This is a genomic window from Pseudomonas sp. TH07 (assembly GCF_016651285.1).
In the GTDB taxonomy this organism is placed as follows: Bacteria; Pseudomonadota; Gammaproteobacteria; order Pseudomonadales; family Pseudomonadaceae; genus Aquipseudomonas.
In genome coordinates, this window is the sequence record NZ_JAEKED010000001.1 from 3,135,306 (window position 1) to 3,158,748 (window position 23,443).

A 23,443-nucleotide genomic window follows, 5' to 3' on the forward strand; every position below is an offset into this window, starting at 1 on the left:
GCCGTGAAGCGCTCCGAAAAAGAACGGGAACACACCCGACCCAAGGAGACCCAGCATGACCCGACACCCGCACATCCTGGCCTGGCTCAATGACGTCGCCAGTGAGTTGCACGCCATTCGCCAGGATATTCACGCCCACCCTGAACTGGGCTTTGAAGAGCAGCGCACTGCCGCGCTGGTGGCGCGCTTCCTGGAAGAGTGGGGGTTCGAGGTTCACACCGGCGTTGGCCATACCGGCGTGGTCGGCGTGCTGCGCAATGGCAATGGCCCCGGTCGGCTGGGCCTGCGGGCCGACATGGACGCCTTGCCGATCATCGAAAACACCGGGCTCGGCTACAGCAGCCAGCACCAGGGTTGCATGCATGCCTGTGGCCATGACGGGCACACGGCAATGCTGCTCGGTGCTGCACGTTACCTGGCAGCTACCCGCCGTTTCGACGGCACCCTGACCCTGATTTTCCAGCCGGCCGAAGAAGGCCAGGGCGGGGCCGAGGCCATGCTGGCCGATGGTTTGCTGGAGCGTTTCCCCTGTGATGCGCTGTTCGGCCTGCACAACATGCCAGGGCTGCCGGCCGGGCACCTGGGTTTTCGCACGGGGCCGATGATGGCGTCCCAGGACCTGCTTACCGTGACCATTGAAGGCGTTGGCGGCCACGGCTCCATGCCGCACCTGGCGGTGGACCCGTTGGTGGCGGCGGCGAGCATGGTCATGGCGTTGCAGACGGTGGTGGCACGCAATATCGATGCCCAGGAGGCGGCCGTGGTGACCGTAGGGGCATTGCAGGCCGGTGAAGCCGCCAACGTCATCCCGCAACAGGCGTTGCTGCGCCTGAGCCTGCGCGCGCTGAATGCTCCGGTGCGCGAGCTGATGCTCGAACGGGTCAGGGCCATCATCCGCAGCCAGGCACAGAGTTATGGCTGCACCGCCAGCATCGACCACCGGCCGGCGTATCCGGTGCTGGTCAACAGCCCGGCGGAAACCGAGTTCGCCCGCCAGGTCGGTGTGGCGTTGCTGGGGGAGCAGGCGGTCGATGGCAATACGCCGAAACTGATGGGCAGCGAAGACTTCGCCTGGATGCTGCAACGCTGCCCCGGCAGCTACCTGTTTATCGGCAACGGCCTGGGGCGGCCGATGGTCCACAACCCTGGCTATGACTTCAACGACGACATCCTGCTCACGGGCGCTGCCTACTGGGGTGCGTTGGCCGAGAGTTGGCTCAAGCCGGCCTGAGCTTTTCCTTTCTTCTGCCGCTGACCCGGGTGCCTGCCAGTGCCCGGCACTTCCCGATTGGGTTGCATGACCCACGAGCATTGAAGGAACGTCCCGATGAGCACTTCGACAGTCAGCGTTTCCCGTACCCGGCAGGTGGTTGCCGCCGTGATCGGCAACGCCCTGGAATGGTACGACTTTATCGTTTACGGCTTTCTGGCCAGCATCATCGCCCGCCAGTTTTTCCCCGCCGAAGATGAGTACGCCTCGCTGCTGATGGCCCTGGCGACCTTCGGTGTCGGCTTCTTCATGCGCCCGGTGGGCGGCATCCTCCTGGGCATCTATTCGGATCGCAAGGGGCGCAAGGCGGCGATGCAACTGATCATCCTGTTGATGACCGTGTCCATTGCCCTGATTGCCTTTGCACCCAACTACGCCGCCATCGGCATGGGGGCGCCGCTGTTGATCGTGGTCGCGCGCATGCTCCAGGGGTTTGCCACCGGCGGCGAATATGCCAGCGCCACGGCGTTTCTGGTGGAGAGTGCGCCGGCGCATCGCAAGGGCCTGTACGGTTCATGGCAACTGGTGGGGCAATGCCTCGCGGTGTTCGGTGGCGCGGCGATGGTGGCGCTGGTGACCCGTTTGTTCTCGCCCGAGGTACTCGACCTCTGGGGCTGGCGCCTGCCGTTCCTGATCGGCCTGCTGATCGGCCCGGTGGGGTTGTGGATCCGCAAGCACATGGACGAGCCGCAAGCCTTTATCGAGGCGCGCAGGCAAGTGCGCGGCAAAGGGCCGACCCTGATGCAGGTAGTGCGTGATCATCGGCGCAGCATCCTGGTATCCATGGGCCTGTGCTGTGGCTCGACCGTGTCCTTCTATGTGGTGCTGGTCAACATGCCGACCTTTGCCCACAAGAACCTCGGCTTGCCGCTGGACCAGGTGCTGCTGGTGCAGATGTTGGCGGTGGCGCTGATGACCGTGGTGATTCCGCTGTCCGGTGCCCTGTCGGACCGCCTTGGTCGGCGCCCGGTATTGCTGGCCTTCAGCCTGGCGTTTTTTGTCATGGTGTATCCGTTGTATGTGTGGGTGGCCGCGGCGCCGTCGATCGAGCGCTTGCTGGTGATGCAGGTGCTGCTGTGCACCGCGATTGGCGGGTTCTTCGGACCGGCGCCGACCGCCCTGGCCGAGCAGTTTCCGGTGGAGGTGCGGTCCACGGGCGTATCGGTGGCCTATAACGTGGCGGTCATGGTCTTTGGCGGGTTCGCGCCGTTGATCGTGACCTGGCTCAGCAAGGTCCTGGGCACGCCGGTGGCGCCGGCTTTCTATGTGCTGTTCGCCTGCCTGCTGACCTTGTTGGGCACCTATTGCCTGCAGGAAACCCCCAGGGTAAAGAAACCCGGCGTAATGACCTATGGAGTCGAACCTTGATCAAGACCACCGAGCACCCTGGACCCTGGCACAACCCGATCGTCGAGCTGGACGCCCTGGCGCTGTCGCAGGCGATTCATGCCCGGCAGGTTTCCTGTCGCGAGGTGATGCTGGCCTATCTGGCACAGATCGAACGCTTCAACCCGCAGGTCAATGCCCTGGTGTCCTTGCGTGAGCCGCAGGTGCTGCTGGCCGAAGCCGATCAGCGCGATCGGCAGTTGGCTCGGGGCCAATCCCTGGGCTGGATGCACGGCATGCCCCAGGCGATCAAGGACCTGGCGGCGACCGCTGGGCTGCGCACCAGCCTGGGTTCGCCGCTGTTCGCCGAGCAGATTCCTGCCCATGACGCCATCAGTGTCGAACGGGTACGGGCGAGCGGGGCGCTGTTGGTGGGCAAGAGCAACGTGCCGGAATTCGGTTTGGGTTCGCACACCTACAACCCGCTGTTCGGCACCACCGGCAACGCCTACGATCCGACGCTCAGTGCCGGCGGCAGCAGCGGCGGGGCGGCGGTGGCCCTGGCCATGCGCATGCTGCCGGTGGCCGATGGCAGCGACATGATGGGTTCGCTGCGCAACCCGGCGGCCTTCAATAATGTCTTCGGCCTGCGCCCGTCCCACGGTCGAGTCCCCCACGGCCCGGCGCCGGAGCTGTTCGTGCAGCAACTGTCCACCGAGGGACCGATGGCGCGCAGTGTGTCTGATCTCGCCCGCTTGCTCGGTACCCAGGCCGGGTTCGACCCACGGGTACCGCTGTCGCTCAAGGAAGACGCCAGTGTGTTCAGTCAGCCGTTGACTCGTGATTTCGACGGCGCGCGCCTGGGTTGGCTGGGTGACTACCAGGGGTATCTGGCCATGGACGATGGCGTCCTGGGTCTGTGTGAAACGGCCTTGGCGGATTTTGCCGAGCTGGGGTGCGAGGTCGAGGCCTGTCAGCCGGCTTTTTCCATGGCGCAGCTTTGGCAGTGCTGGCTGGTGCATCGCCATTGGTTGGTCCAGGGTTCGATCGGGGCGTTGTATGCCGACCCGGCGAAGCGCGAGCGGCTCAAGCCTGAGGCGCAATGGGAGATCGAAGGTGCCATGGCCTTGAGCGGGGCTGAGGTTTACCAGGCCTCGCAGACCCGCAGTGACTGGTACCGGGCCTTGAGCCATTTGTTCGAGCGTTACGATTTTCTATTGCTGCCCTCGGCCCAAGTGTTCCCTTTCGATGCACGCCAGCCATGGCCGAGCGTCGTCGGGGGGCAGCCCATGGACACTTACCACCGTTGGATGGAGGTGGTGATCGGCCCGACCCTGGCCGGCTTGCCGAGTATCAGCGTGCCGATAGGCTTCAATTCGGCCGGATTGCCCATGGGCATGCAGATCATCGGCCCGGCCCAGGCTGATCGTGCGGTGCTGCAACTGGCGTTCGCCCATGAACAACTGACCCGCTGGGTCCAGCGTCGCCGGCCTGGCAATCTGCTGTAACCGCAGCGCACGGCCCACGCCGCTCGGTGGGCCCGCATCTTGCTGCATCAATGGCTTACCTATCAGGTTCCAGGGAGGTCCGAACATGGCCAGCAAGGTAGAAAGCGGTAGCGTACGTTCGGTCGAGCGCGCCTTGGCGATCCTCGAACTGCTGGGGCTGCATCAGGCCCTGGGGCTTGAAGAGCTGCACTACCTGACCGGGCTGCCCAAGGCCACCGCTTCGCGCATGTTGTTGACCTTGCAGGAGCAAGGCTGGATCTATCGTGGGCTCAGCGACCGGCGTTACCGACTGAGCGCCAAGCGCCTGTTTGGTGACAGCCAGCTGCGTTTCAAGCGGCACATGGTGGAGCAGGCCGCGCCCTGGTTGCAGGAGCTGAGCGAGCGCACCGGCCTGGTGACTGACCTGTCGTGTTTTGACGGCGAGCGGCTGGAGGTCATGGAAAGCTCGATTCCGACGGTGTTGCGCAAGCGCTACCCGAACAACTGTCAGATCGTCGGGCATTATTCGAGCCTGTTTCATTCGGCCATGGGCAAGGCCTGCCTGGCCGAACTGGAGCCGCAGCAAGTCGAACGCCTTGCTGCCCGCGAGCAAGTGCCCCTGGAAGATCAGTACCAGGCCTGCGAGCAGTCGCAGCACCAGGGGTTTGGCCAGCGTACCGAAGGTTATTGGGAGTACCCGGTGCGCCTGCCGTTCCTGATTCGCGCGGTGGCGCTTCCGATTTGGGCCGAAGGTCGGCTGGTGGGCAGTATGGCCCTGCATTGGCCGATGGATCAGGCACCGGTGGAGCGGGTGTTGAGCTTGCACATGGCCAGCCTCGCGGCCACCGTTGACGATGTGCAACGGGTATTGGCCTGAGCGCCGGTGAGTGCGTGCACTGGAGGGCTGCCGGTCTGTTCGAAAAGAAGCCGCTTGGGTCTGCGTTTGCGCATCAATGCTCGCTGCCAGGGCACGGGAAGCATTCTGCTGTTTGCAAGGCCATTCAAGCAGGCTAAGGTTCGGCTCAGGTTTATCTGCCCATGAGTGTTTATGTTCAACCCGTCCTTCCCCAAAGCCCTGGCCTTGCTGCTAATGGCGTGCGCGGCCGTGCCGGCCCACGCCGACTGGTACCTGGATAACGAGTCTTCCCGCCTGTCGTTCGTCAGCACCAAGAACTCCAGTATTGCCGAGGTGCAGCGCTTTCTCGTGCTGCACGGCAAGGTCGATGAACAGGGCAAGGCCCAGTTGCAGGTCGAGCTGGAGTCGGTCAACAGCGCCATCCCGCTGCGCGACGAGCGCGTGCGCAAAGAGCTGTTCGAGATCAAGGCCTACCCCGAAGCGGCGATCAGCGCCCAGCTCAATCTGCAACCGATCAAGGACCTGGCGCCCGGGGCGCAGATCGAGCTGCTGCTGCCGGTGACCGTCGACTTGCATGGCCAGCAGCACACCTACAACGCCGAGTTGCTGGCGACGCGCCTGGATGATCGGCGGTTTCAGGTGGTGACCCTGGAGCCGCTGGTGCTCGATGCCGAAGACTTCAAGCTGGCGCCGGGCGTCGAAACCTTGCGCAAGGCCGCGGGCTTGTCGGCCATCAGTTTGTCGGTACCGGTGGGTGCGGTACTGATCTTCACGGCGCGCTGACATGGTCGGCGCGGTGTTTCCCTGGCGTGAAGGCAACCGTTTCGAGTTGCTGATCGACGGCCCGCGTTTCTTTCCGCGGATGCTGGCGGCCATCGATCGTGCCACCGAGCAGGTCGAGCTGGAGCTGTACCTGGTGGAAGCGGGGGCCTGCGCCGAAGCCATGGTCCAGGCCCTGGTGCACGCCGCCGAACGTGGGGTTCGGGTGCGCTGCCTGTTCGATGACTACGGCAGCCTGGCCTTTACCCTGCGCTTGCGTCAGCGCCTGACCGGGGCCGGGGTCGAGTTGCGTTTCTACAATCGCCTGAGCTGGCGCCGGGGTGGCCGCAACCTGTATCGCGATCACCGCAAGCTGCTGCTGGTCGACCAGTCCCTGGCAGTGGTGGGCGGCACCGGGGTCACCGATGAGTTCTGGGACCCGGAGGCCGACCACAGCGAGTGGCATGAAGTCATGGTCGAGATCGTCGGCCCGTTGGTGCTCGACTGGCAGATCCTGTTCGATCGACAGTGGCTCGCCAACCCCCACCGCACGGCCTGGAAACCCGCCGCGAATTTCGGTTTGCAGCGCTTGCCGAAAGTCCCGGCGCAGGGCGAGGGCATGGGCCGGGTGGCCTACGCCGATGCCCGTCAGCATCGGGATATTTTGCATTCGTTGATTCGTGCCCTGAACAGCGGCCAGCGGCGGATCTGGCTGGCGACTCCGTATTTCCTGCCGACCTGGTCGGTGCGCCGTTCGTTGCGGCGGGCGGCGGCGCGGGGTGTCGACGTGCGGCTGCTGCTGACCGGGCCACGGACTGATCACCCTTCGGTGCGCTACGCCGGGCATCGCTACTACCCGAGGTTGCTCAAGGCGGGGGTGAAGATTTTCGAGTATCAGCCGTGTTTCCTGCACCTGAAGATGGTGCTGGTGGATGACTGGGTGAGCATTGGTTCCTGCAACTTCGACCACTGGAACCTGCGCTTCAACCTGGAAGCCAACCTCGAGGCCCTGGACCCGCCACTGACCGGGGCGGTGACCGCGAGTTTCGAGGCCGACTTTGCCCAGAGCCAGGAAGTCAGCCTCGAAGCCTGGAAGCAGCGACCGCTATGGCGCCGTATCAAGCAACGCATCTGGGGCTGGGTCGACCGGCTGGTGGTCAATATGCTCAATCGTCGGAGTTGAGCACGTTGCCTGCGAATAACACGGTGCCCACTCCGGATTATCGCGGCGCCCTTTCGGGCCAGCGTCCGAACGCGGCCCGAGCCTGGCGGCAGCGGCTACAGAGTCAGAGCAGTTCGAAGCTCTGTTGTTTGACGTCCTGTGAGTCCAGGCCGATCTGCACGTTGAAGTCACCCGGTTCGGCCGCGTACTTGAGTTGGGCGTTGTAGAACTTCAGGTCGTCCTCGGTGATGGTGAAGTGAATGGCTTTCTCTTCACCGGCCTTGAGCATGATTTTCTGGAAGTTCTTCAGTTCCTTGATCGGCCGGATCATCGATCCCGCCACGTCCTGGATATACAGCTGCACCACGGTCTCACCGTCGCGCTTGCCGTTGTTTTTCACCGTCACGCTGGCGTCGAGCTTGCCGCTCTTGTTCAGGGTGGTGGAGGACAAGGCCATGTCCGACAGGCTGAAGCTGGTGTAGCTCAGGCCATAGCCGAACGGGAACAGCGGCCCGGTGGTGTCATCGAAATACTGCGAGGTGTAGTTGCCCGGCTTGCCTGGGGTAAACGGCCGGCCGATGGTCAGGTGGTTGTAGTAGGTCGGGATCTGTCCGACCGAGCGCGGGAAGGTGATCGGCAGCTTGCCCGACGGGTTGTAGTCGCCGAATAGCACGTCGGCAATCGCATTGCCGCCTTCGGTGCCGCTGAACCAGGTTTCCAGGATCGCGTCGGCCTGTTCGTTTTCATCCAGCAACGACAGCGGACGGCCGTTCATCAGCACCAGCACCAGGGGTTTGCCGGTGGCCTTGAGGGCCTTGATCAGCTCACGCTGGCTGGCCGGAATGTGCAGGTCGGTGCGGCTCGACGATTCGTGGGACATGCCCCGCGACTCGCCCACGGCGGCTACGACCACGTCCGAGGCCTGGGCGGCTTTCACCGCTTCGTCGATCATCTGTTGCGCCGAGCGTGGATCGTCCACCACTTCCGGTGCGTCGAAGTTGAGGAAGTTGAGGTAGTCGACCACCTTCTTGTCGGCGGTGATGTTCGAGCCGCGAGCGTAGGTCAGGGTCGCCTTGTCGCCCAGGGCGCGGCTCATGCCGTCGAACAGGGTCACCGATTGTGCCGGCACGCCAGCGGCGGCCCAGCTGCCCATCATGTCGATCGGCGCCTTGGCCAGCGGGCCGACCAGGGCGATTTTTGCGGTCTTGGCCAGGGGCAGGGTTTCGTTGCGGTTCTTCAGCAGCACCAGGCTGCGGCGAGCCACATCACGGGCTTCGCTGCGGTGCAGGCGGCTTTCGGCATTGGTGTCGGCCGGGTCATCCTCGGCCTTGCCGATGCGCAGGTACGGGTCCTTGAACAGGCCCATGTCGTACTTGGCGCCGAGCACCTCGCGCACCGCGTTGTCGATATCGCTCTGGGCGATTTCCCCGGACTTGAGCAGCCCCGGCAGTTCCTTGCCGTACAGCGAGTCATTCATGCTCATGTCGATACCGGCCTTGATCGCCAGCTTCGCGGCTTCACGTCCGTCCTTGGCCACGCCGTGGCGGATCAGTTCGATGATCGCGCCGTGGTCGCTGACCGCCAGGCCCTTGAAGCCCCATTCCTTGCGCAACAGGTCCTGCATCAGCCACATGTTGGAAGTGGCCGGCACGCCGTTGATCGAGTTCAGCGCGACCATCACCCCACCGGCCCCGGCGTCGATCGCGGCACGGTACGGCGGCAGGTAGTCCTGGTACATCTTGACCGGGCTCATGTCGACGATGTTGTAGTCGCGCCCACCTTCCACCGCGCCGTACAGGGCGAAGTGCTTGACGCTGGCCATGATGCTGTCGGCGGCGTTCGGGCTCACGCCCTGGTAGGCCTTGACCATCACCTTGGCAATGCGCGAGACCAGGTAGGTGTCTTCGCCGAAGCCTTCGGAAGTCCGGCCCCAGCGCGGGTCGCGGGAGATATCGACCATCGGCGCGAAGGTGATGTCCAGGCTGTCGGCGCTGGCTTCCTGGGCGGCAATGCGCCCGGACAGGCCAATGGCCTCCATGTCCCAGCTCGAGGCCAGGGCCAGGCTGATGGGGAAGATGGTCCGGTGGCCGTGGATCACGTCATAGGCGAAGAACATCGGGATCTTCAGCCGGCTGCGCATGGCTGCGTCTTGCATCGGCCGGTTTTCCGGGCGGGTGATGGAGTTGAACGTGCCACCGATACGGCCGGCGGCGATTTCCTTGCGGATCAGCTCGCGAGGCATTTCCGGGCCGATGCTGATCAGGCGCAACTGGCCGATCTTTTCGTCGAGGGTCATCTGCTGTAGCAGGTTGGCGACAAAGGCGTCCTTGTCTTGCAAGGCCGCGCCCTGGGCCGGCTGGTTTTGCACGGTGGCCACCGAGGTCGCGGCCAATACGGGGTGACTGGCCAGGCTGATCAACAGGCCCAGCAAACACAGCTTCTTCATGAATATTGTTCTCAAGGGCTAAAGCCGACACCGGTGAGACGGGTCGAACAGCCGAAATTTAGGGAGCGCCTATTGTTGTTCGGATAAATACCGCACACTTCTGAACTCTTTTTTGCGCTGGGCATCTTTTAGCCCATCAGCCCGATGCATTCCAGTGGCGCAGGCAGTTTTTGCCCACAGGATGTGTGAAACCGGGCAAAAGCTTCATCTCAATCAGGTTGTGCAAGGAGCCCCACCCATGAACATCACCCAACGCCTGCGTTCGACCTGGCCCGTCGCCGTCTTGTTGCTGCTCTCCAGCCTGCTCAGTGGCTGCGGCATCAACAACATTCCGACCCTCGATGAGCAGGTAAAAGCCGACTGGGGCCAGGTGCAGAACCAGTACCAGCGTCGCGCCGACCTGATTCCCAACCTGGTGGAGACCGTCAAGGGTTACGCCAAGCACGAGGAAGACACCCTGACCGCGGTGATCGAGGCGCGATCCAAGGCAACCTCGATCCAGGTCGATGCCTCGACCCTGGACAACCCGGAAAAACTCAAGCAATTCCAGCAGGCCCAGGATCAGTTGAGCGGTGCACTCAGCCGGCTGATGGTGGTCTCCGAGCGCTACCCGGATCTCAAGGCCAACCAGAACTTCCTGGCCCTGCAATCCCAGCTCGAAGGCACGGAAAACCGCATTGCCGTGGCCCGTCGCGACTTCATCCTGGCGGTGCAGAAGTACAACACCGAGATCCGTACATTCCCCGGCCGCCTGTGGCACAGCATGATGTACAGCGACCTGCCGATTCGTGAAACCTTTGAGGCCACCAGCCCCGACGCCGACAAGGCACCGCAAGTCAAATTCTGATGGGCCGCTTGCCGCGCGTGCTGCACGGTGTGCTGCTGGCGCTGGCGCTGCTGACCAGTGGTGCAATCGCTGCCGAACCTGAGGCCCCGGCCAAAAAACCGGGGCTGTATTTGCGCAAGGCCGCTCCTGAACCGGTGCCCGAGCCGGCGCCACGGGATGAAACGCCTGCGCCCCTGGAAAGCCTGTTTCCCGAGTTGAGCGGGCGGGTGGTGGATGGCGCAGGCATGCTCGGCTCCACCAGCATCCGCTACCTGACGCCGTTGCTCGCGGCCCATGAACAGCGCACCGGCGACCAAGTGGTGGTGGTCACCCTCGACAGCCTGCGCGGCAACAGCATTGAAGCGTTCGGCGTGCAACTGGGGCGGCATTGGGGCCTTGGCCAGCGGGACCTGAACAATGGCGTGCTGCTGATCGTCGCCCGCGCCGAGCGCAAGATGCGCATCGAGGTGGGCTACGGGCTTGAGGGCCTGCTGACCGATGCCCTGGCTTCGCAGATTATTGCCGGCATGGGTCAGGACTTTGCCCGGGGCGAGTTCGCCCAGGGGATCATCAACGGGACCCAGGCTATTCTGGACACCTTGCGTCGGCCAGCGGTGGCCAGGGTCGAAACCTACCAGGAGCAGCTCAAGAGCGAGCGCCGCGAGGATTTTTTCCTCTTTGGCTTGCTGGCGGTGGTCCTCGGGTTGCTGTTTCTGTTGTTGCGTCAGGTGGTGAATATCGAGTTTGTCCGGGGCAAGTATCAACCGGGCGTCTCCAGGCGTTCTTCGAACAGCAGCAGCCGTGACAGCGCTTCTGCCAGTACGGGCAGCTATGAGGGCTCAAGCGGTTCGGCAGGTTCCAGCGACAGCGGCGACAGCCTGCGCTCCGGCGGCGGCAGTTTTGGCGGTGGCGGAGCGTCCGGCAGTTGGTAACGGCGATCACGAAAGGACGAGGTGCTGATGCGAGCAATTAAAGTGAGCCTGGTGCTGTTGCTCTGGGTACTGGCGGTGACGGCCCGGGCCGAGCTGAAGTTCCCGGAGTTGAGCGGTCGGGTGGTGGACGACGCGCAACTGATCGAGCCGGCGGTTCGAGCGTTCCTGACCCAGGAGCTGCAAGCCCACGAACAGGCCACCCGCGAGCAGTTGGTGGTGGTGACTGTGCCCAACCTGCAGGGCGCCCGGATCGAGGACTTTGGCTACTTGCTGGGGCGCCATTGGGGCATCGGCCAGAAGGACAAGAACAACGGCGCGCTGCTGATCGTGGCCCGCGACGAACGCAAGCTGCGCATCGAGGTGGGCTACGGCCTGGAGGACCGGCTGACGGACGCGCAGGCCTCGGTGATCATCAACCAGGTGATCACGCCCGCGTTCAAGGCCGGCGACTTCAGCAAAGGCATCAAGGACGGTGTAGCCGCCATGTTGCTGGTGCTGGGCGGTACGCCGCTGGAGCAGGCGAGCACGGCCTATGACTCGGGCTCCGATGACGGCGTCAGTGACAAGGATTTTGTCGAGCGGCACTCGTTCTTTTTCATCTTCCTGGTGATGCTGTTTATCCTCGCACTGATGGTTTTGCAGTTCCTCGGGATCTTGCCCAGCGGCGGTGGCCGAGGAGGTTCCAGCGGTGGCTCAAGCAGCGGCGGGTTCAGCGGCGGTTCGGGTGGCGGCTCAAGCGGCGGCGGTTTCAGTGGCGGGGGCGGCAGCTTCGGCGGCGGTGGCGCGTCGGGCGGTTGGTAACCAACAATAATCAGCGAGTATTGGACGACATGGCATTACTGAGTGAATACGAACAACGGCAGGTCGCCGAGGCGATTGCCCGGGTCGAGCAGCAGACCGACGCCGAGCTGGTGACCGTGCTCGCCGCCCGCGCTGATGATTACGCCTATATTCCGCTGCTCTGGGCTAGCCTGTTGGCGCTGATCGTGCCCGGGGTCATCCACCTGTTCGGCTGGATGGGCACCTACACTTTGCTGCTGACGCAATGGGCGACCTTTATTGTGCTGTGCCTGGTGTTTCGCATTCCCAAGGTCACCACCCGCCTGATCCCGCGCTCGGTCCGCCACTGGCGCGCGTCGAACCTGGCCCGCCGGCAATTTCTCGAACAGAACCTGCACCACACCGTGGGCAGCACCGGGGTGCTGATTTTCGTCTGCGAGGCCGAGCGCTACGTGGAGATCCTGGTAGATGAAGGAATCTCCCGGCGCCTGCCTGACCAGACCTGGGCGCCGCTGGTGGCAGCCTTCACTCAGCAGGTGAAGCAGGGCCAGACCTTGCAAGGCTTTATCAACTGCATCGACGCTTGCGGCGAATTGCTCAAGGTCCACGTGCCGGTGACCCAGGTGCGTAATGAGCTGCCCAATCGCCTGGTGGTGCTGGGTTGAATCGGTTGTCGGTGGTTAATGGTTCGAAAGTAGTAGTCGGGGGCTGTTTGCAGTAAGCATTGATTAAACGGCAATAGTTCCTGCCAGGCGGGCTGTTGCCGGTTGCCAGGCTGATAAAAGTGCAATGCTTTTCAGGCCGGTGTAATGCCGTTAATTACGACTAAAGTAGTAAAAATAGTAGTCCCCGAGTTCAGGCACTTCTTCCCTCATTTGAATGTCGCCATCCAGCATGGCCTGGATTCAAACCTATATCTGCCGACTTTTTTCTGTGTTGTAACAAGCAGGAAACACATCTTTTCTTATTCGATATTTGAATATAAAAGTAAAAAATAATATTAGAGCGGAATAAGTGTAGTCGTTATCCTGTGCTACGCAGGGCGTCGTTGAGCGGTTGCCGCCGTTGGACCCATCCATTGCGCGGCGGCCTTTCCTGGTTGTCGCTACTCGAACCCGAGTTGTCCGTATCGGTTAAAGATAGGGCAGGGAGCAGCCGGGAATTAATCATCGAGTTCGGAGTGGGTGTCTTGCAGATCGGTCTTCTTATTATTGAAGTTGCCCAGGGCGGCGCAACTTCGCAGTGAGTGTGCCGAGGTCGATTAATCACGTGTTTGTATCGGGTAACTGCCGGGGAACTTAGTGTTTCTTCAATGGCGGCCAGGTGGCTGTGTGCTTGCTGTTTGCGGTCTGTGACGGTTTTTTAACTTAAGGGTTTGGGGGATTAATGAATATTCGTAAAAAAGCCGTATCGAGCCTGGCGCTCCTGGCGCTGGCGTTGGCCGGGGCGAGCATGGCCCATGCCGCGCAGCCGAGCGTGCGCATCGGCTATCAATTGCCATTGACCGGCAACACCGCCCAATACGGGCAGGACTTCAAGGCCGCCGCTGAAATCGCCCTCAAGGAGTTCAACGCGTCGGGTCGGATCCCGGTGCCAGTTGAAATCGTGTTCGAAGACTCGCGGTCCGATGCCAAGGAGGCCGTGTCGATTGCCCGCAAGTTCGCCGACGACCCGAGCATTGTCGGGGTCCTGGGGGATTTCACCTCGACGGTGTCGATGGCCTCGGCGCAGGTGTACAAGCGTGCCGGTCTGTCGCAACTGTCCCAGACCGCTTCCCATCCCGACTACACGAAAATCTCCAAGTGGCAATTTCGCAACATCACCAACCAGGACCAGGAGGGGCCGTTCAACGCTGACTGGATCGCGTCCCAGGGTTTCAAGAAGGTCGCGGTGATTGGCGAGCAGACCGACTGGGGTCAGTCAGCAGTGCAGGCGTTTGAGAAAAAGGCCAAGGAAAACGGGATCGAGGTGGTCTTTTCCGAGTACTTCAACCGTGGCATTCCCGATTTTCGTTCGCTGATCACCAAGGTCGACCGGGTGCACCCCGACGCCATCTACGGCGCCATTTTCTACGAGGACGCGGCGCAGTTTCTCAAGCAGCTGCACCAACTGGGGGTCAAGGCCCCGGTGTTCTCCAGTTCGGCGGCCTACAACGAGCAACTGATCAAGCTGGCGGGTAAAGACGCCGATGGCTTGCGCCTGACCTCGACCTTCCTGCCAACCGTGGATGCGGAAAACGTGCGCCACTTCGTGACCGCGTGGAAGGCCGTGCGCAACGGCGAGGAGCCCGGACAATTCCCGGCCCAGGCCTACGACGCCACCAACATCATGCTCGCCGCCGTGGCGCGGACCTACCCTGACGCCACGCGCGACAAGGTGCGCCAGGCGCTGGCAGAGACCAAGGACTTTCCCGGGGTCACCGGTTCCACCACCTTTGATGCTGACCGCGAGCCACACAAGTCCCTGGTCAAGGTTGAAGTCGTGAACGGCAAATTCGAGCCCTCGGCGCACTGATCGGTCGCCTGCAATCCTTGCATTCAACTGTGTGGAAACACCCAGGAGCCGGCGCAGGTGTCTGCGTCGGCGATAAAGCCGTACCTGTTCGAGGCGTTTCCCGTGATCGATTCCTACTATTTCCAGCAACTGGTGATCGGCCTGTCGCAAGGCATGACCTACGCGCTGGTCGCTATTGGCTTCACCCTGATCTTTGGTGTGCTGAACGCGGTGAACTTCGCTCATTCCGAGGTCTACACCATTGGCGCCGTGGCCGGGCTGTTCGTCATCGGTGCCTACGCCCCGCCCCTGGCCGGCGTGGTGCTGTTGGTGGCCGCGGTGGGCGCGGCGCTCGGGTTCGGCCTGGAGCGGCTGGCGTTCAAGCCGTTCCGGCGTTTTTCCGACGAGGCCTCGCTGAAGTCCAGGGCCATGCGCGAGTCGACGCTGATGTCGTCCCTGGCGCTGTCGATCATCGTGCGCGAGGGCCTGGAGCTGGTCATGGGCTCGCAGATGCAGCCCGTCCCCTTCAACTACATGCTCAATACGCCGATTGTCCTGGGCAGCATCACCATCGTCAGTGGCGATGTGGTGATCTTCGCGGTATCGGCCAGCATGTTGATCGGCTTGCAACTGCTGCTGAAAAAGACCCGGATCGGCCTGTCGATCCGCGCGGTGTCCAATAACCCCCTGGGTGCCAAATACAGTGGGATCAATGTCGACCGCACCATCGTCTCGACCTTTGTCCTGGGTTCGTTGATGGGCGCGGTGGCCGGATTGCTGGTGGGGCTCTATTACGGTTCGGTGTTTCCTTCGATGGGTTTTGCCCCGGGCATCAAGGCATTCGTGGCGATGGTCATGGGCGGCCTGGTGTCGATCCCCGGCGCGGTGATCTGCGCGTTGATTCTCGGCGTTTCAGAAAGCATGGCCACCACCTTCATGCCCTCGGCGTGGGCGGACATGGTGCCGTACCTGTTCCTGATCCTGACCCTGATTTTCTTTCCCCGGGGCCTGTTCGGCGGAGGGCGCGAACGTGTCTGAGCGCTTTGTTCCTGCCGCCGTGATCGCCGCGCTGGTGGTGCTGGTATTCGTTGCCGTGCCCCTGGCCCTGCACGCTCACGGTGGTGGCTATTACTACCAGCTCGCCAGCCTGGCGTTGATCTTCATCCTGCTGGCCTCGTCCCTGCACCTGGTGTCGGGAGTGACCGGGCTGCTGCACCTTGGGCAAGCAGCGTTCTACGGGGTCGGCGCCTACCTGGCGGCGCTGGCCGGTGTGGCCTACCACGTGCCGTTCTGGTTGGCGCTGCCCCTGGCGGGCCTGGGCTCGGCGTTGATCGCCCTGCTGGTGGCGCTGCCCACCATGCGCCTGGTCAGTATCTATTTTGCGGTGGCGACCCTGGCCATCGGGCAGATGATCAACATCATCCTGATGAACTGGGTCCCGGTCACCGGCGGCCCGAACGGGGTCACGCTGTTTGCCCCCATGGACCTGTTTGGCTGGGAGATCACCGACAACACCGGCATCTACTACGTGGTGGCGGTGACGGTATCGCTGTCGGTGTGGGCCATCTACCGCCTCAGTTACTCCTATTACGGCAACGCGCTGCGTGCCCTGCGCGAAGACGATCAATGCGCGGCGGCCATGGGCATCGATGCGGTGCGGCTCAAGACCCAGGTGTTCACGGTGGCGGCGTTCTTTGCCGGGATTGCCGGCGCGCTCTGGGCCTACACCACGGGCTATATCTCGCCAAACGATTTCAAATTCTCGGAAACCATCCTGATCCTGGCCATGGTGGTGGTGGGCGGCCTGGGTAGCCTGCCGGGGGCAATTATCGGCGCGCTGCTGCTGGTCCTGCTGCCGGAAGCGCTGCGCGGCTTTGGCGACTTGCGCAACATCATTGTCGGCAGCGTCATGTTCCTCTCCATCCTGTTCCTGCCCAAGGGCCTGTGCGGTGAAGTGCCGGCGATCAGCCTGGCGCGCGGACTGTTGGGCGGCGCCTGGAAAACCGATGCGGGCAAAAAGGTGGGCTGGAAATAATGCTCCTTGAATTCAACGGACTGACTCGCCGATTCGGCGGGCTTACCGCTATCGATAACGTCTCGGGGCATGTGGCCAAGGGCGAGTTGCTGGGGCTGATCGGCCCCAACGGGGCCGGCAAGACCACCCTGTTCAACCTGATCACCGGGTTCGTCCCGGTCAGTGCCGGCACGGTGCATTTCGCTGGCCGCGATGTGACCGGCAAGCCACCCCATGTGGTCGCTCGGCTCGGTTTGTCGCGCACGTTCCAGAACCTGCGGATCTTCCCCAACATGACCGTGTTCGACAATGTCTCGGTCGGCGCCACAGGGATGATCGGCCAGGGCCTGGTCGAAACCATTTTCGGCCGCGGCGAGCGTCGCCGACGGATCTCGGAGCAGAGCTGGCAGGCGTTGGAGTCGGTGGGGTTGCAGCACCTGGCGAACCAGCTGGCGGCCAATCTCTCCTACGGCCAGCGCAAATACCTGGAAATTGCCCGGGCCCTGGCGATGCAGCCTGAGCTGTTGATCCTGGATGAGCCAGCAGCCGGGCTCAACGACACCGAAACCGCCGAGCTTGCGGCCTGTATCCAGCGCCTGCACGGCAGCGGGCTCAGCGTGATGCTGGTGGAGCACGACATGAACCTGGTGATGTCGATCTGTCAGCGGATTCTGGTGCTCGCCTCCGGCAGAAAGATCGCCGATGGACCGCCGGCGGCCATCCGCTGCGACGCGGCGGTCCTGGAATCCTATCTGGGGACTGATTGGGAATGAACATCCTCGACATCCAGGGCTTGAAGATCAACCTGGGCACCCACGACATTCTGCACGGCATCAGCCTGGCCGTGCCCGAGCGCAGCATCATTGCCGTACTGGGGGCCAACGGGGCGGGCAAGACCACACTGATGCGCGCGATTTCCGGGATCTACCAGGCCAGTGCCGGCAAGATCCTGTTCGATGGGCAGGACATCAACCGCCTGCCCAGCCACAAACGGGTGCAGCAGGGGATTCTGCAGACGCCGGAAGGGCGGCAGATTTTCTCCAACATGACCGTGCGCGAAAACCTGCTGGTGGGCGGTGGGCCTTATGGCATGCGTGAGGCTGAATCGGTGCTGGATCTGTTTCCGGTGATCGGCGAGCGCTTTCACCAACTGGCCGGCTCGTTGTCCGGCGGCGAGCAGCAGATGCTGTGCATCGGCCGGGCATTGATGCGCCGGCCGCGGATTCTGCTGATGGACGAGCCCTCATTGGGGCTGGCACCTAAAGTGGTGGGGGAGATTTTTCGGTTGATCCAGCACATCCGCTCCACCGGCCTCACCGTGTTGCTGGTGGAACAGAATGCCAAGGCCGCGTTGCGGGTCGCCGACTATGCGGCGGTACTGGACGGCGGCCATATCACGCTTGAAGGACCGGCCGCGCAGATTGCCGCCGATCCACGCATTGTCGACGCTTACCTCGGAGGTCATTACCACCCATGACGCACACAACGTCCAACGCCCTGGCCACGAGCCGCCTGCGTGAAGAACTGGCCTACCTGAAATTGCCCAGTGCGGCCTGGACGGCCGCGGGCAAGGGCCCTGACGGACTCGACCTGCCCGATGTCGCGATTATCGGCGCGGGCATGTTTGGCATTGCCGCCGCTGTGGCCCTGATCCTCAAGGGCGTGCACAACATCCGCCTGTTCGACAGCCAGCCGTCTGGCCGCAGCGGGCCCTGGACCACCTATGCGCGGATGCCGACCCTGCGCTCGCCCAAAGACCTGCCGGGGCTGAGTTTCGGGATCCGCGCGCTGACCTTCCGCGCCTGGTACGAAGCGACCTACAGCGCCGAGGCCTGGGAGGCGCTGTACAAGATTCCCAATGCGGTGTGGCAGGACTACCTCGAATGGATCGCCGAGGCCTTTGACCTGCCGATCGAACACAACGCGGTGATCCGACGTTTTTCGGTGGGGCCGCAGACCGTCACCCTGCAGCACGAGGACGGGCGCAGCCTGATTGCCCGGCGCCTGGTGATCGCCACCGGGCGCTCGGGGGCGGGGGGCGCGAGCCTGCCTGGATTTATCGATCCGGGGTTGTTTCCAACCCGCGCGGCCCACAGCTGCGACCCGATCGACTTTGCCGCCCTGGCCGGGCGTCGCGTGGCGGTGATCGGTGCCGGTTCCTCGGCCTGGGACAACGCCGCGACAGCGCTGGAGCACGGCGCGGCGCAGGTCACCCTGTATGCCCGGCGCAGTTATTTGCCGCAGATCAACAAGGCCCGGGGCTATATTTATCCGGGCTTTATCGAGGGCTGGCACGGGCTGGCCGCGCAGGAGAAGTGGGCGGTCTCGGCCTACCTCGACGACACGCCGCCGCCACCGCCCCATGAGACCGTGCTGCGAACCCTGGCGGCTGGGGGGGAGCGCTTTACCCTTAATTTCGACTCGCGGTTCGAGGCCGTGTCCGAGGTGGCCGGGCAGGTGCAACTGACCTTGGCCGAGCGCACCGATCACGCGGACTTCCTGATTGCCGGGACCGGCTTTCGCGTTGACCTGGCCCGTGAACCGCTGTTTGACCAGGTGGCCGGGCGCGTGGCCCTGTGGCGCGATCGCTTTGAACCGACTGCCGGTTCCGAACGGCCGCACCTGGGCCTGTTTCCGTGGCTGGGGGCGGGGTTTGAACTGCAAGAGCGCGGACTGGCCGACGGTGCTTCCGAACTGAACCGGGTGCACCTGCTCAACCACGCCGCGAGCCTGAGCTTTGGTTCGATTGCCTCGGATATCCCGGCGATTTCCGCCGCCGCCGAACGCCTTGCCCTGCACATTGTGGCCCAGCTTTTTCATGAGGGTTTCAGTGCGTATCAGCAACGGCTGGTGGATTGGGACAATGAATGGGAGCTGGAACCCACCCCTTATTTCCACCCCGCATCAGGCGCTCAAAAGGCGCTTTAAGCCTCAGGTTGCCAGGCGCAACGGGCGATTCCTTGTCGCCCGTTGCGCCGAGCGTTCGGCAACCGATAGCCAGCGGGGGCGCGGCTCGATTGCCTGCCCTGATCGCGCCCCGGCTCGCGGAAAAAACACCGCTGGGTCAATAACTCCGTGCCCCGACGGGCCATCCCCACTAAAATACCCGCCACTTTTGAATCACCGCGCGTATCGCCCGAGGCACCGTCCCCATGTCTGTCACTGCAACCTCCACCCGTCCGGCGCCGGATCACCATGCCCAGTTTCTGGCCTTGCTGGACACCAGCCTGGCGCAGAACGCCTTTATCAAACTGGTGCTGGCCAAGTACGTGGGCGACGAAGCGGATTTGCAGCGCATCATCATCAAGCAACTGACGGTCAAGGAGCAGCCGTGCCTGTCCTTCGTCTACCGCTACAAGACCCGGGACATCACCAAGAACTTCTCCCTGGAGGAGGGCGCGGCGTTGATTGGCGAGTGGCTGCCGGCTTCGTTCAAGAACGCGCACCTGCTGACCCTGACCGATGAAGTGCAGCTGGAATACAGCAAAAAGGGCAAGAGTTCGCTGTTCAAGGGCAAGCCCCAGCAGCAGCGTGAAGTACCGTCGGCCGAGCACAACCGCGAGAAGAATCGCTTTCTCGACCTCAGCCGGCCGTTTCTCGCTGATCTTGGGGTGACCAACAAGCAGCACGAGCTGATCCCGGCGATGTCGCGCAAGTGGAAGCAGATCAACAAGTTCATCGAAGTCTTCAGCCACGCCCTGGCCACGTCGCCGATCAATCTCGCGCAGCCGGTGCGGGTGGCGGACTTCGGTTCCGGCAAGGGCTACCTGACCTTTGCCATCCACGATTACCTGCGCAACACCTTGCAGGCGCCGGGTGAAGTCACCGGGGTCGAGCTGCGTGAGGACATGGTCACCCTGTGCAACACCGCCGCCTCGCGCCTGGAGCATCCGGGGCTGGTGTTCAAGTGCGGCGATGTGCGCAGTGTGGCCCCCAGCGAGCTGGACGTGATGATTGCCCTGCATGCCTGCGATATCGCCACCGACTACGCGATCCACACCGGGATCCGCTCCGGCGCGGCGATCATCATGTGCTCGCCGTGCTGCCACAAACAGATCCGCCTGCAGATCCAGAGCCCGGCGCTGCTCAAACCGATGCTGCAATACGGCCTGCACCTGGGCCAGCAGGCAGAAATGGTCACCGACAGCCTGCGCGCACTGTTCCTCGAGGCCTGTGGTTATGAAACCAAAGTCTTCGAATTCATCTCCCTGGAACACACCAACAAAAACAAAATGATCCTCGCCGTCAAACGCGCCGAACCCGCAGACCCGGCCCAGTTGCTGTTGAAAATCGAAGAGCTCAAAGCCTTCTACCACATCAGCGAACACTGCCTGGAAACCCTGCTCAAGGCGGATGGGTACCTGTAACCCAACGCGGCGTCTATGTTGGCCAGCGCAACCTGGCGGCAGCAGCTACAGGATGGTGTGGGGTTACAGGGCCCGGGCCGGCGCGGGTTGCGCCGGGCGTACGCTGGTCTTGCGCCCGAGCATCACGGTCAGAATTACGCCCACTGCGAACACCCAGGTGATCGGTTCGATGTGCTCGCCAAAAAACAGCGCGGAAAAGGCGATGGTGAAAAAGATCTGCAACAGCTGGATCTGACTGACCCGGGCAATGCCGCCCATGGCCAATCCGGCGTACCAGGCGAAGAAACCAAAGAACTGCGAAAACAGCGACACATAGCCAAAGGCCCACCAGGTGCGGCTGGAAATCGCCCCTTGATGCTGCATCGCGAGGTACCACACCGGGCCAATCAGCAGGGGCGTCGACAGCACCAGGGCCCAGCAGATCACCTGCCAGCCACCCATCTCCTTGGCCAGGCGGCCGCCCTCGGCATAACCCAGGCCGCCGACGGCAATCGCCCCCAGCATCAACACATCGCCGGCCTGAATGCTCCCGGCGCCGCGGATCAACGCATACCCCAGCACCAGCGCGCTGCCCAGGGCGGCGCAGGCCCAGAAGGCTTTCGACGGCCGCTCATGGGACAGCCACGCCGCATACAGCGCCACGCACAACGGTTGCAAGCCATTGACCAGTGCGCCGTGGGACGCGGGCAGAGTCTGCATGGCCCAGGCCGACAACACCGGAAAACCCAGAATCACCCCGAGGATCACCAAACTCAGGCCTTTGATCTGACGCCAGGTCGGCCACTTCTCCCGCTGCCACAGCAACAGCAACGCCGCCGGAATCGCCGCGACCAGCGCCCGCCCCAGGCCATTGAGCAGCGGGTGGATCTCCAGCACCACGATGCGGGTAAAGGGCAGGGTCAGGCTGAAAATGATGACACCCAGCAAGCCGAGGGCCATGCCGGTGTTTTCGCGGGAAGACATAAGGGCAACCAGATCAAGGGGAGGGCAGGGCGTATCTAGCCATAAAGCCGCCAAGCGGCGCTGTTACAGCTGGGCACAGACTTGGAGGTACAGTTGGTGGGGCAGCGGCAAGCTACAAGCTTGAAGCTTGCCGCTGCTCGTGTAGTACCCGCGTATTACCTGGGCCGGCAGATTAGGACTACCTTGAATACTCTTTCTGCCCACGTGTTTCTGTAAAAGGAGTCATCCCATGGCCGCTAAAAAGATCCTGATTCTGGTCGGCGATTACGTCGAAGACTACGAAGTGATGGTGCCGTTTCAGGCGCTACTGATGGTGGGGCATACCGTGCATGCCGTGTGTCCGGACAAAAACGCCGGCCAGACCGTACGCACCGCGATCCATGATTTCGAGGGCGACCAGACCTATAGCGAGAAGCCGGGTCACCTGTTTGCCTTGAACTTCGATTTTGCCAAGGTGCAGGCTGCCGATTACGACGCGCTGCTGATTCCTGGCGGACGGGCTCCGGAATACCTGCGGCTGAATGAAAAAGTCCTGCAACTGGTCAGGGAATTCGACCAGGCGGGCAAGCCCATCGCCGCGGTGTGCCATGGCGCGCAACTGCTGGCGGCAGCTGGTGTGCTTGAAGGCCGCGAATGCAGTGCGTACCCGGCCTGCGCCCCGGAAGTGCGACTGGCGGGCGGTACGTACATCGATATTCCCGTGACCGAGGGCCACGTTCAGGGCAATCTGGTCACCGCCCCGGCCTGGCCGGCGCACCCAAGCTGGCTGGCGGGCTTCCTCGGCCTGCTGGGCACCCGAATCACCCTGTAACGGAGGGCCCTGCGCATGTGCGAGCTGTACGTCAAAGCCGATCCGATTCTCTACGAATCCCGTTCACGCTCGCTGCGCATCTGCGGCGTGGTCACCACGTTGCGCCTGGAAAACCAGTTCTGGGACATCCTCAGCGAAATCGCCGGGGAAGACGGCATGACCACCAACCAACTGATCGCCAAGCTGTATGAAGAGGTCATGGACTACCGCGGTGAAGTGGTGAACTTCGCCTCCTTCCTGCGCGTCAGCTGCACCCGCTACCTCAGCCAGCGCCGCAGCGCCACGCCGGAACTCAGCGTGGTTCGGCGCAACGCCCTGTAACACCTGGCGCAGCTTCCCCTAGTGTCGGCCCTGTAGCCGCTGCCGTGGAACGAGGCTGCGCTGACCATTTCGCAACACAGGCGATTTGCCTGAAAGTGCACGGCACCTATCAGGGCCAGCGCAGCCTCGCGAACTCGGCAGCGGCTACAAGGCGGCGTCAATCGCGGGTACGGGCACCGTCGAGCAATGCTTCCACCACCGCCCGGGCCATTTCCACCGAGTGCACCATGGACCAGATCAGCCCGCGCTCGATGCCGCTGGCACGTTCGGTGATTTCATCGGACACCTCTTCGGCGCATTTCAGCAGCAGCGCGACGTGCATCAGCGCGTCTTCGGCATTGACCCCGGGTTGCACGGCGAACAGCGCATGACCCTGGGCATCGCGCAGGCCAAAGGGGCGAGGTCGGGTGTTTTTCAGGGATTGGAGCAGGTGGGCGTTGGCGCGATCCAAGTCTGGGTCACGGCGTTGCTGGTGGGGTGGATCGGGGACGAGCTTTTTCATGTGTGTGACTCACTCAGTAGTTGTCCGACTGCCAAGCTCACTTCCACATGAGGGGTGGCAGCTGTGCGTGGGTGTGGAAGACCGGGACTGAGTAACCCGGCACACCCGAAGGTGTCCCGCGCACAACT

Annotated in this window: 22 protein-coding genes; 19 read left to right on the forward strand and 3 right to left on the reverse strand. The window is 63.0% G+C overall.

Features of this window, described 5'->3' with window-relative positions:
• Positions 1-55: 55 nt before the first annotated feature.
• From JFU57_RS14625 to JFU57_RS14650, 6 genes are all read left to right on the forward strand, one after another.
• Positions 56-1,231 carry a M20 aminoacylase family protein gene (locus JFU57_RS14625; RefSeq protein ID WP_201129778.1) on the forward strand — a complete coding sequence of 392 codons (1,176 nt, stop codon included), beginning with the start codon at positions 56-58 and terminating at the stop codon, positions 1,229-1,231.
• A 96-nt stretch (positions 1,232-1,327) separates the two neighbouring features.
• Positions 1,328-2,638 carry a citrate-proton symporter gene (locus tag JFU57_RS14630; RefSeq protein WP_201129780.1) on the forward strand — a complete coding sequence of 437 codons (1,311 nt, stop codon included), beginning with the start codon at positions 1,328-1,330 and terminating at the stop codon, positions 2,636-2,638.
• Positions 2,638-4,104: an amidase gene (locus JFU57_RS14635; protein ID WP_201132120.1), complete on the forward strand. Its 1,467-nt coding sequence runs from the start codon at positions 2,638-2,640 to the stop codon at positions 4,102-4,104. The genes JFU57_RS14630 and JFU57_RS14635 overlap by 1 nt, the downstream gene beginning before the upstream one ends.
• A gap of 85 nt (positions 4,105-4,189) precedes the next feature.
• Positions 4,190-4,960, forward strand: a complete 771-nt coding sequence (locus JFU57_RS14640) for an IclR family transcriptional regulator (protein ID WP_201129782.1) — start codon at positions 4,190-4,192, stop codon at positions 4,958-4,960.
• Positions 4,961-5,131: 171 nt separating this feature from the next.
• Positions 5,132-5,722, forward strand: a complete 591-nt coding sequence (locus tag JFU57_RS14645) for a YceI family protein (protein ID WP_078470201.1) — start codon at positions 5,132-5,134, stop codon at positions 5,720-5,722.
• A 1-nt stretch (position 5,723) separates the two neighbouring features.
• Entirely contained in the window at positions 5,724-6,881 is a 1,158-nt protein-coding gene (locus tag JFU57_RS14650; RefSeq protein WP_078470202.1) for a phospholipase D-like domain-containing protein, read from the forward strand.
• Between the two features lie 103 nt (positions 6,882-6,984).
• Here JFU57_RS14650 and bglX read toward each other — a convergent pair whose 3' ends face one another.
• Positions 6,985-9,306 carry a beta-glucosidase BglX gene (gene bglX / locus JFU57_RS14655; RefSeq protein ID WP_078470203.1) on the reverse strand — a complete coding sequence of 774 codons (2,322 nt, stop codon included), beginning with the start codon at positions 9,304-9,306 and terminating at the stop codon, positions 6,985-6,987.
• 238 nt (positions 9,307-9,544) lie between these two features.
• On the opposite strand from bglX, the gene JFU57_RS14660 reads away from it, so the two are divergent.
• From JFU57_RS14660 to JFU57_RS14710, 11 genes are all read left to right on the forward strand, one after another.
• Positions 9,545-10,153, forward strand: coding sequence for a LemA family protein (locus tag JFU57_RS14660; RefSeq protein ID WP_078470204.1), 609 nt, complete (start codon positions 9,545-9,547; stop codon positions 10,151-10,153).
• Positions 10,153-11,064, forward strand: coding sequence for a TPM domain-containing protein (locus JFU57_RS14665; RefSeq protein WP_201129784.1), 912 nt, complete (start codon positions 10,153-10,155; stop codon positions 11,062-11,064). Before JFU57_RS14660 ends, JFU57_RS14665 begins: the two co-directional genes overlap by 1 nt.
• Positions 11,065-11,091: 27 nt before the next feature.
• Complete coding sequence (locus JFU57_RS33425) at positions 11,092-11,865, forward strand: TPM domain-containing protein (protein WP_078470206.1); 774 nt, start codon at positions 11,092-11,094, stop codon at positions 11,863-11,865.
• Positions 11,866-11,894: 29 nt separating this feature from the next.
• Complete coding sequence (locus JFU57_RS14675) at positions 11,895-12,509, forward strand: TPM domain-containing protein (RefSeq protein ID WP_078470232.1); 615 nt, start codon at positions 11,895-11,897, stop codon at positions 12,507-12,509.
• A gap of 721 nt (positions 12,510-13,230) precedes the next feature.
• Positions 13,231-14,358 (forward strand): ABC transporter substrate-binding protein, encoded by a 1,128-nt coding sequence (locus tag JFU57_RS14680; protein ID WP_201129786.1) that lies wholly within the window; start codon positions 13,231-13,233, stop codon positions 14,356-14,358.
• Between the two features lie 57 nt (positions 14,359-14,415).
• Positions 14,416-15,375, forward strand: a complete 960-nt coding sequence (locus JFU57_RS14685) for a branched-chain amino acid ABC transporter permease (protein ID WP_078470208.1) — start codon at positions 14,416-14,418, stop codon at positions 15,373-15,375.
• Positions 15,368-16,372, forward strand: a complete 1,005-nt coding sequence (locus tag JFU57_RS14690) for an ABC transporter permease subunit (RefSeq protein ID WP_201129788.1) — start codon at positions 15,368-15,370, stop codon at positions 16,370-16,372. The genes JFU57_RS14685 and JFU57_RS14690 overlap by 8 nt, the downstream gene beginning before the upstream one ends.
• Positions 16,372-17,124: an ABC transporter ATP-binding protein gene (locus JFU57_RS14695; protein WP_078470210.1), complete on the forward strand. Its 753-nt coding sequence runs from the start codon at positions 16,372-16,374 to the stop codon at positions 17,122-17,124. The genes JFU57_RS14690 and JFU57_RS14695 overlap by 1 nt, the downstream gene beginning before the upstream one ends.
• The gene (locus tag JFU57_RS14700; RefSeq protein ID WP_078470211.1) at positions 17,121-17,828 is read left to right on the forward strand and encodes an ABC transporter ATP-binding protein; all 708 of its coding nucleotides are present in this window, start codon (positions 17,121-17,123) and stop codon (positions 17,826-17,828) included. The genes JFU57_RS14695 and JFU57_RS14700 overlap by 4 nt, the downstream gene beginning before the upstream one ends.
• Positions 17,825-19,279, forward strand: coding sequence for an NAD(P)-binding domain-containing protein (locus tag JFU57_RS14705; RefSeq protein ID WP_201129790.1), 1,455 nt, complete (start codon positions 17,825-17,827; stop codon positions 19,277-19,279). The genes JFU57_RS14700 and JFU57_RS14705 overlap by 4 nt, the downstream gene beginning before the upstream one ends.
• Before the next feature lie 224 nt (positions 19,280-19,503).
• Positions 19,504-20,718 (forward strand): class I SAM-dependent methyltransferase, encoded by a 1,215-nt coding sequence (locus JFU57_RS14710; protein ID WP_201129792.1) that lies wholly within the window; start codon positions 19,504-19,506, stop codon positions 20,716-20,718.
• A gap of 63 nt (positions 20,719-20,781) precedes the next feature.
• Here the strand turns inward: JFU57_RS14710 and JFU57_RS14715 are convergent, their stop codons facing one another.
• On the reverse strand, positions 20,782-21,681 hold the full coding sequence (locus tag JFU57_RS14715; protein WP_201129793.1) for a DMT family transporter: 900 nt from the start codon (positions 21,679-21,681) through the stop codon (positions 20,782-20,784).
• Positions 21,682-21,910: 229 nt separating this feature from the next.
• Here JFU57_RS14715 and JFU57_RS14720 point away from each other — a divergent pair, with 229 nt between their 5' ends.
• Positions 21,911-22,492: a DJ-1/PfpI family protein gene (locus JFU57_RS14720; protein WP_078470215.1), complete on the forward strand. Its 582-nt coding sequence runs from the start codon at positions 21,911-21,913 to the stop codon at positions 22,490-22,492.
• 15 nt (positions 22,493-22,507) lie between these two features.
• Positions 22,508-22,813: a ribbon-helix-helix domain-containing protein gene (locus JFU57_RS14725; protein ID WP_020299022.1), complete on the forward strand. Its 306-nt coding sequence runs from the start codon at positions 22,508-22,510 to the stop codon at positions 22,811-22,813.
• A 157-nt stretch (positions 22,814-22,970) separates the two neighbouring features.
• Here JFU57_RS14725 and JFU57_RS14730 read toward each other — a convergent pair whose 3' ends face one another.
• Positions 22,971-23,315 carry a DUF6124 family protein gene (locus tag JFU57_RS14730; RefSeq protein WP_078470216.1) on the reverse strand — a complete coding sequence of 115 codons (345 nt, stop codon included), beginning with the start codon at positions 23,313-23,315 and terminating at the stop codon, positions 22,971-22,973.
• Between the last annotated feature and the right edge of the window lie 128 nt (positions 23,316-23,443).

Excerpts from the sequence above, each read along its gene's own strand:
- JFU57_RS14630 (WP_201129780.1), top strand. The coding sequence starts at position 1,328 with ATGAGCACTTCGACAGTCAGCGTTTCCCGTACCCGGCAGGTGGTTGCC.
- JFU57_RS14730 (WP_078470216.1), bottom strand. The coding sequence starts at position 23,315 with ATGAAAAAGCTCGTCCCCGATCCACCCCACCAGCAACGCCGTGACCCA.
- JFU57_RS14665 (WP_201129784.1), top strand. The coding sequence starts at position 10,153 with ATGGGCCGCTTGCCGCGCGTGCTGCACGGTGTGCTGCTGGCGCTGGCG.
- bglX (WP_078470203.1), bottom strand. The coding sequence starts at position 9,306 with ATGAAGAAGCTGTGTTTGCTGGGCCTGTTGATCAGCCTGGCCAGTCAC.
- JFU57_RS14715 (WP_201129793.1), bottom strand. The coding sequence starts at position 21,681 with ATGTCTTCCCGCGAAAACACCGGCATGGCCCTCGGCTTGCTGGGTGTC.
- JFU57_RS14625 (WP_201129778.1), top strand. The coding sequence starts at position 56 with ATGACCCGACACCCGCACATCCTGGCCTGGCTCAATGACGTCGCCAGT.
- JFU57_RS14645 (WP_078470201.1), top strand. The coding sequence starts at position 5,132 with ATGTTCAACCCGTCCTTCCCCAAAGCCCTGGCCTTGCTGCTAATGGCG.
- JFU57_RS14695 (WP_078470210.1), top strand. The coding sequence starts at position 16,372 with ATGCTCCTTGAATTCAACGGACTGACTCGCCGATTCGGCGGGCTTACC.
- JFU57_RS14700 (WP_078470211.1), top strand. The coding sequence starts at position 17,121 with ATGAACATCCTCGACATCCAGGGCTTGAAGATCAACCTGGGCACCCAC.
- JFU57_RS14680 (WP_201129786.1), top strand. The coding sequence starts at position 13,231 with ATGAATATTCGTAAAAAAGCCGTATCGAGCCTGGCGCTCCTGGCGCTG.
- JFU57_RS14710 (WP_201129792.1), top strand. The coding sequence starts at position 19,504 with ATGTCTGTCACTGCAACCTCCACCCGTCCGGCGCCGGATCACCATGCC.
- JFU57_RS14640 (WP_201129782.1), top strand. The coding sequence starts at position 4,190 with ATGGCCAGCAAGGTAGAAAGCGGTAGCGTACGTTCGGTCGAGCGCGCC.
- JFU57_RS14660 (WP_078470204.1), top strand. The coding sequence starts at position 9,545 with ATGAACATCACCCAACGCCTGCGTTCGACCTGGCCCGTCGCCGTCTTG.
- JFU57_RS14650 (WP_078470202.1), top strand. The coding sequence starts at position 5,724 with ATGGTCGGCGCGGTGTTTCCCTGGCGTGAAGGCAACCGTTTCGAGTTG.
- JFU57_RS33425 (WP_078470206.1), top strand. The coding sequence starts at position 11,092 with ATGCGAGCAATTAAAGTGAGCCTGGTGCTGTTGCTCTGGGTACTGGCG.
- JFU57_RS14675 (WP_078470232.1), top strand. The coding sequence starts at position 11,895 with ATGGCATTACTGAGTGAATACGAACAACGGCAGGTCGCCGAGGCGATT.
- JFU57_RS14725 (WP_020299022.1), top strand. The coding sequence starts at position 22,508 with ATGTGCGAGCTGTACGTCAAAGCCGATCCGATTCTCTACGAATCCCGT.
- JFU57_RS14720 (WP_078470215.1), top strand. The coding sequence starts at position 21,911 with ATGGCCGCTAAAAAGATCCTGATTCTGGTCGGCGATTACGTCGAAGAC.
- JFU57_RS14705 (WP_201129790.1), top strand. The coding sequence starts at position 17,825 with ATGACGCACACAACGTCCAACGCCCTGGCCACGAGCCGCCTGCGTGAA.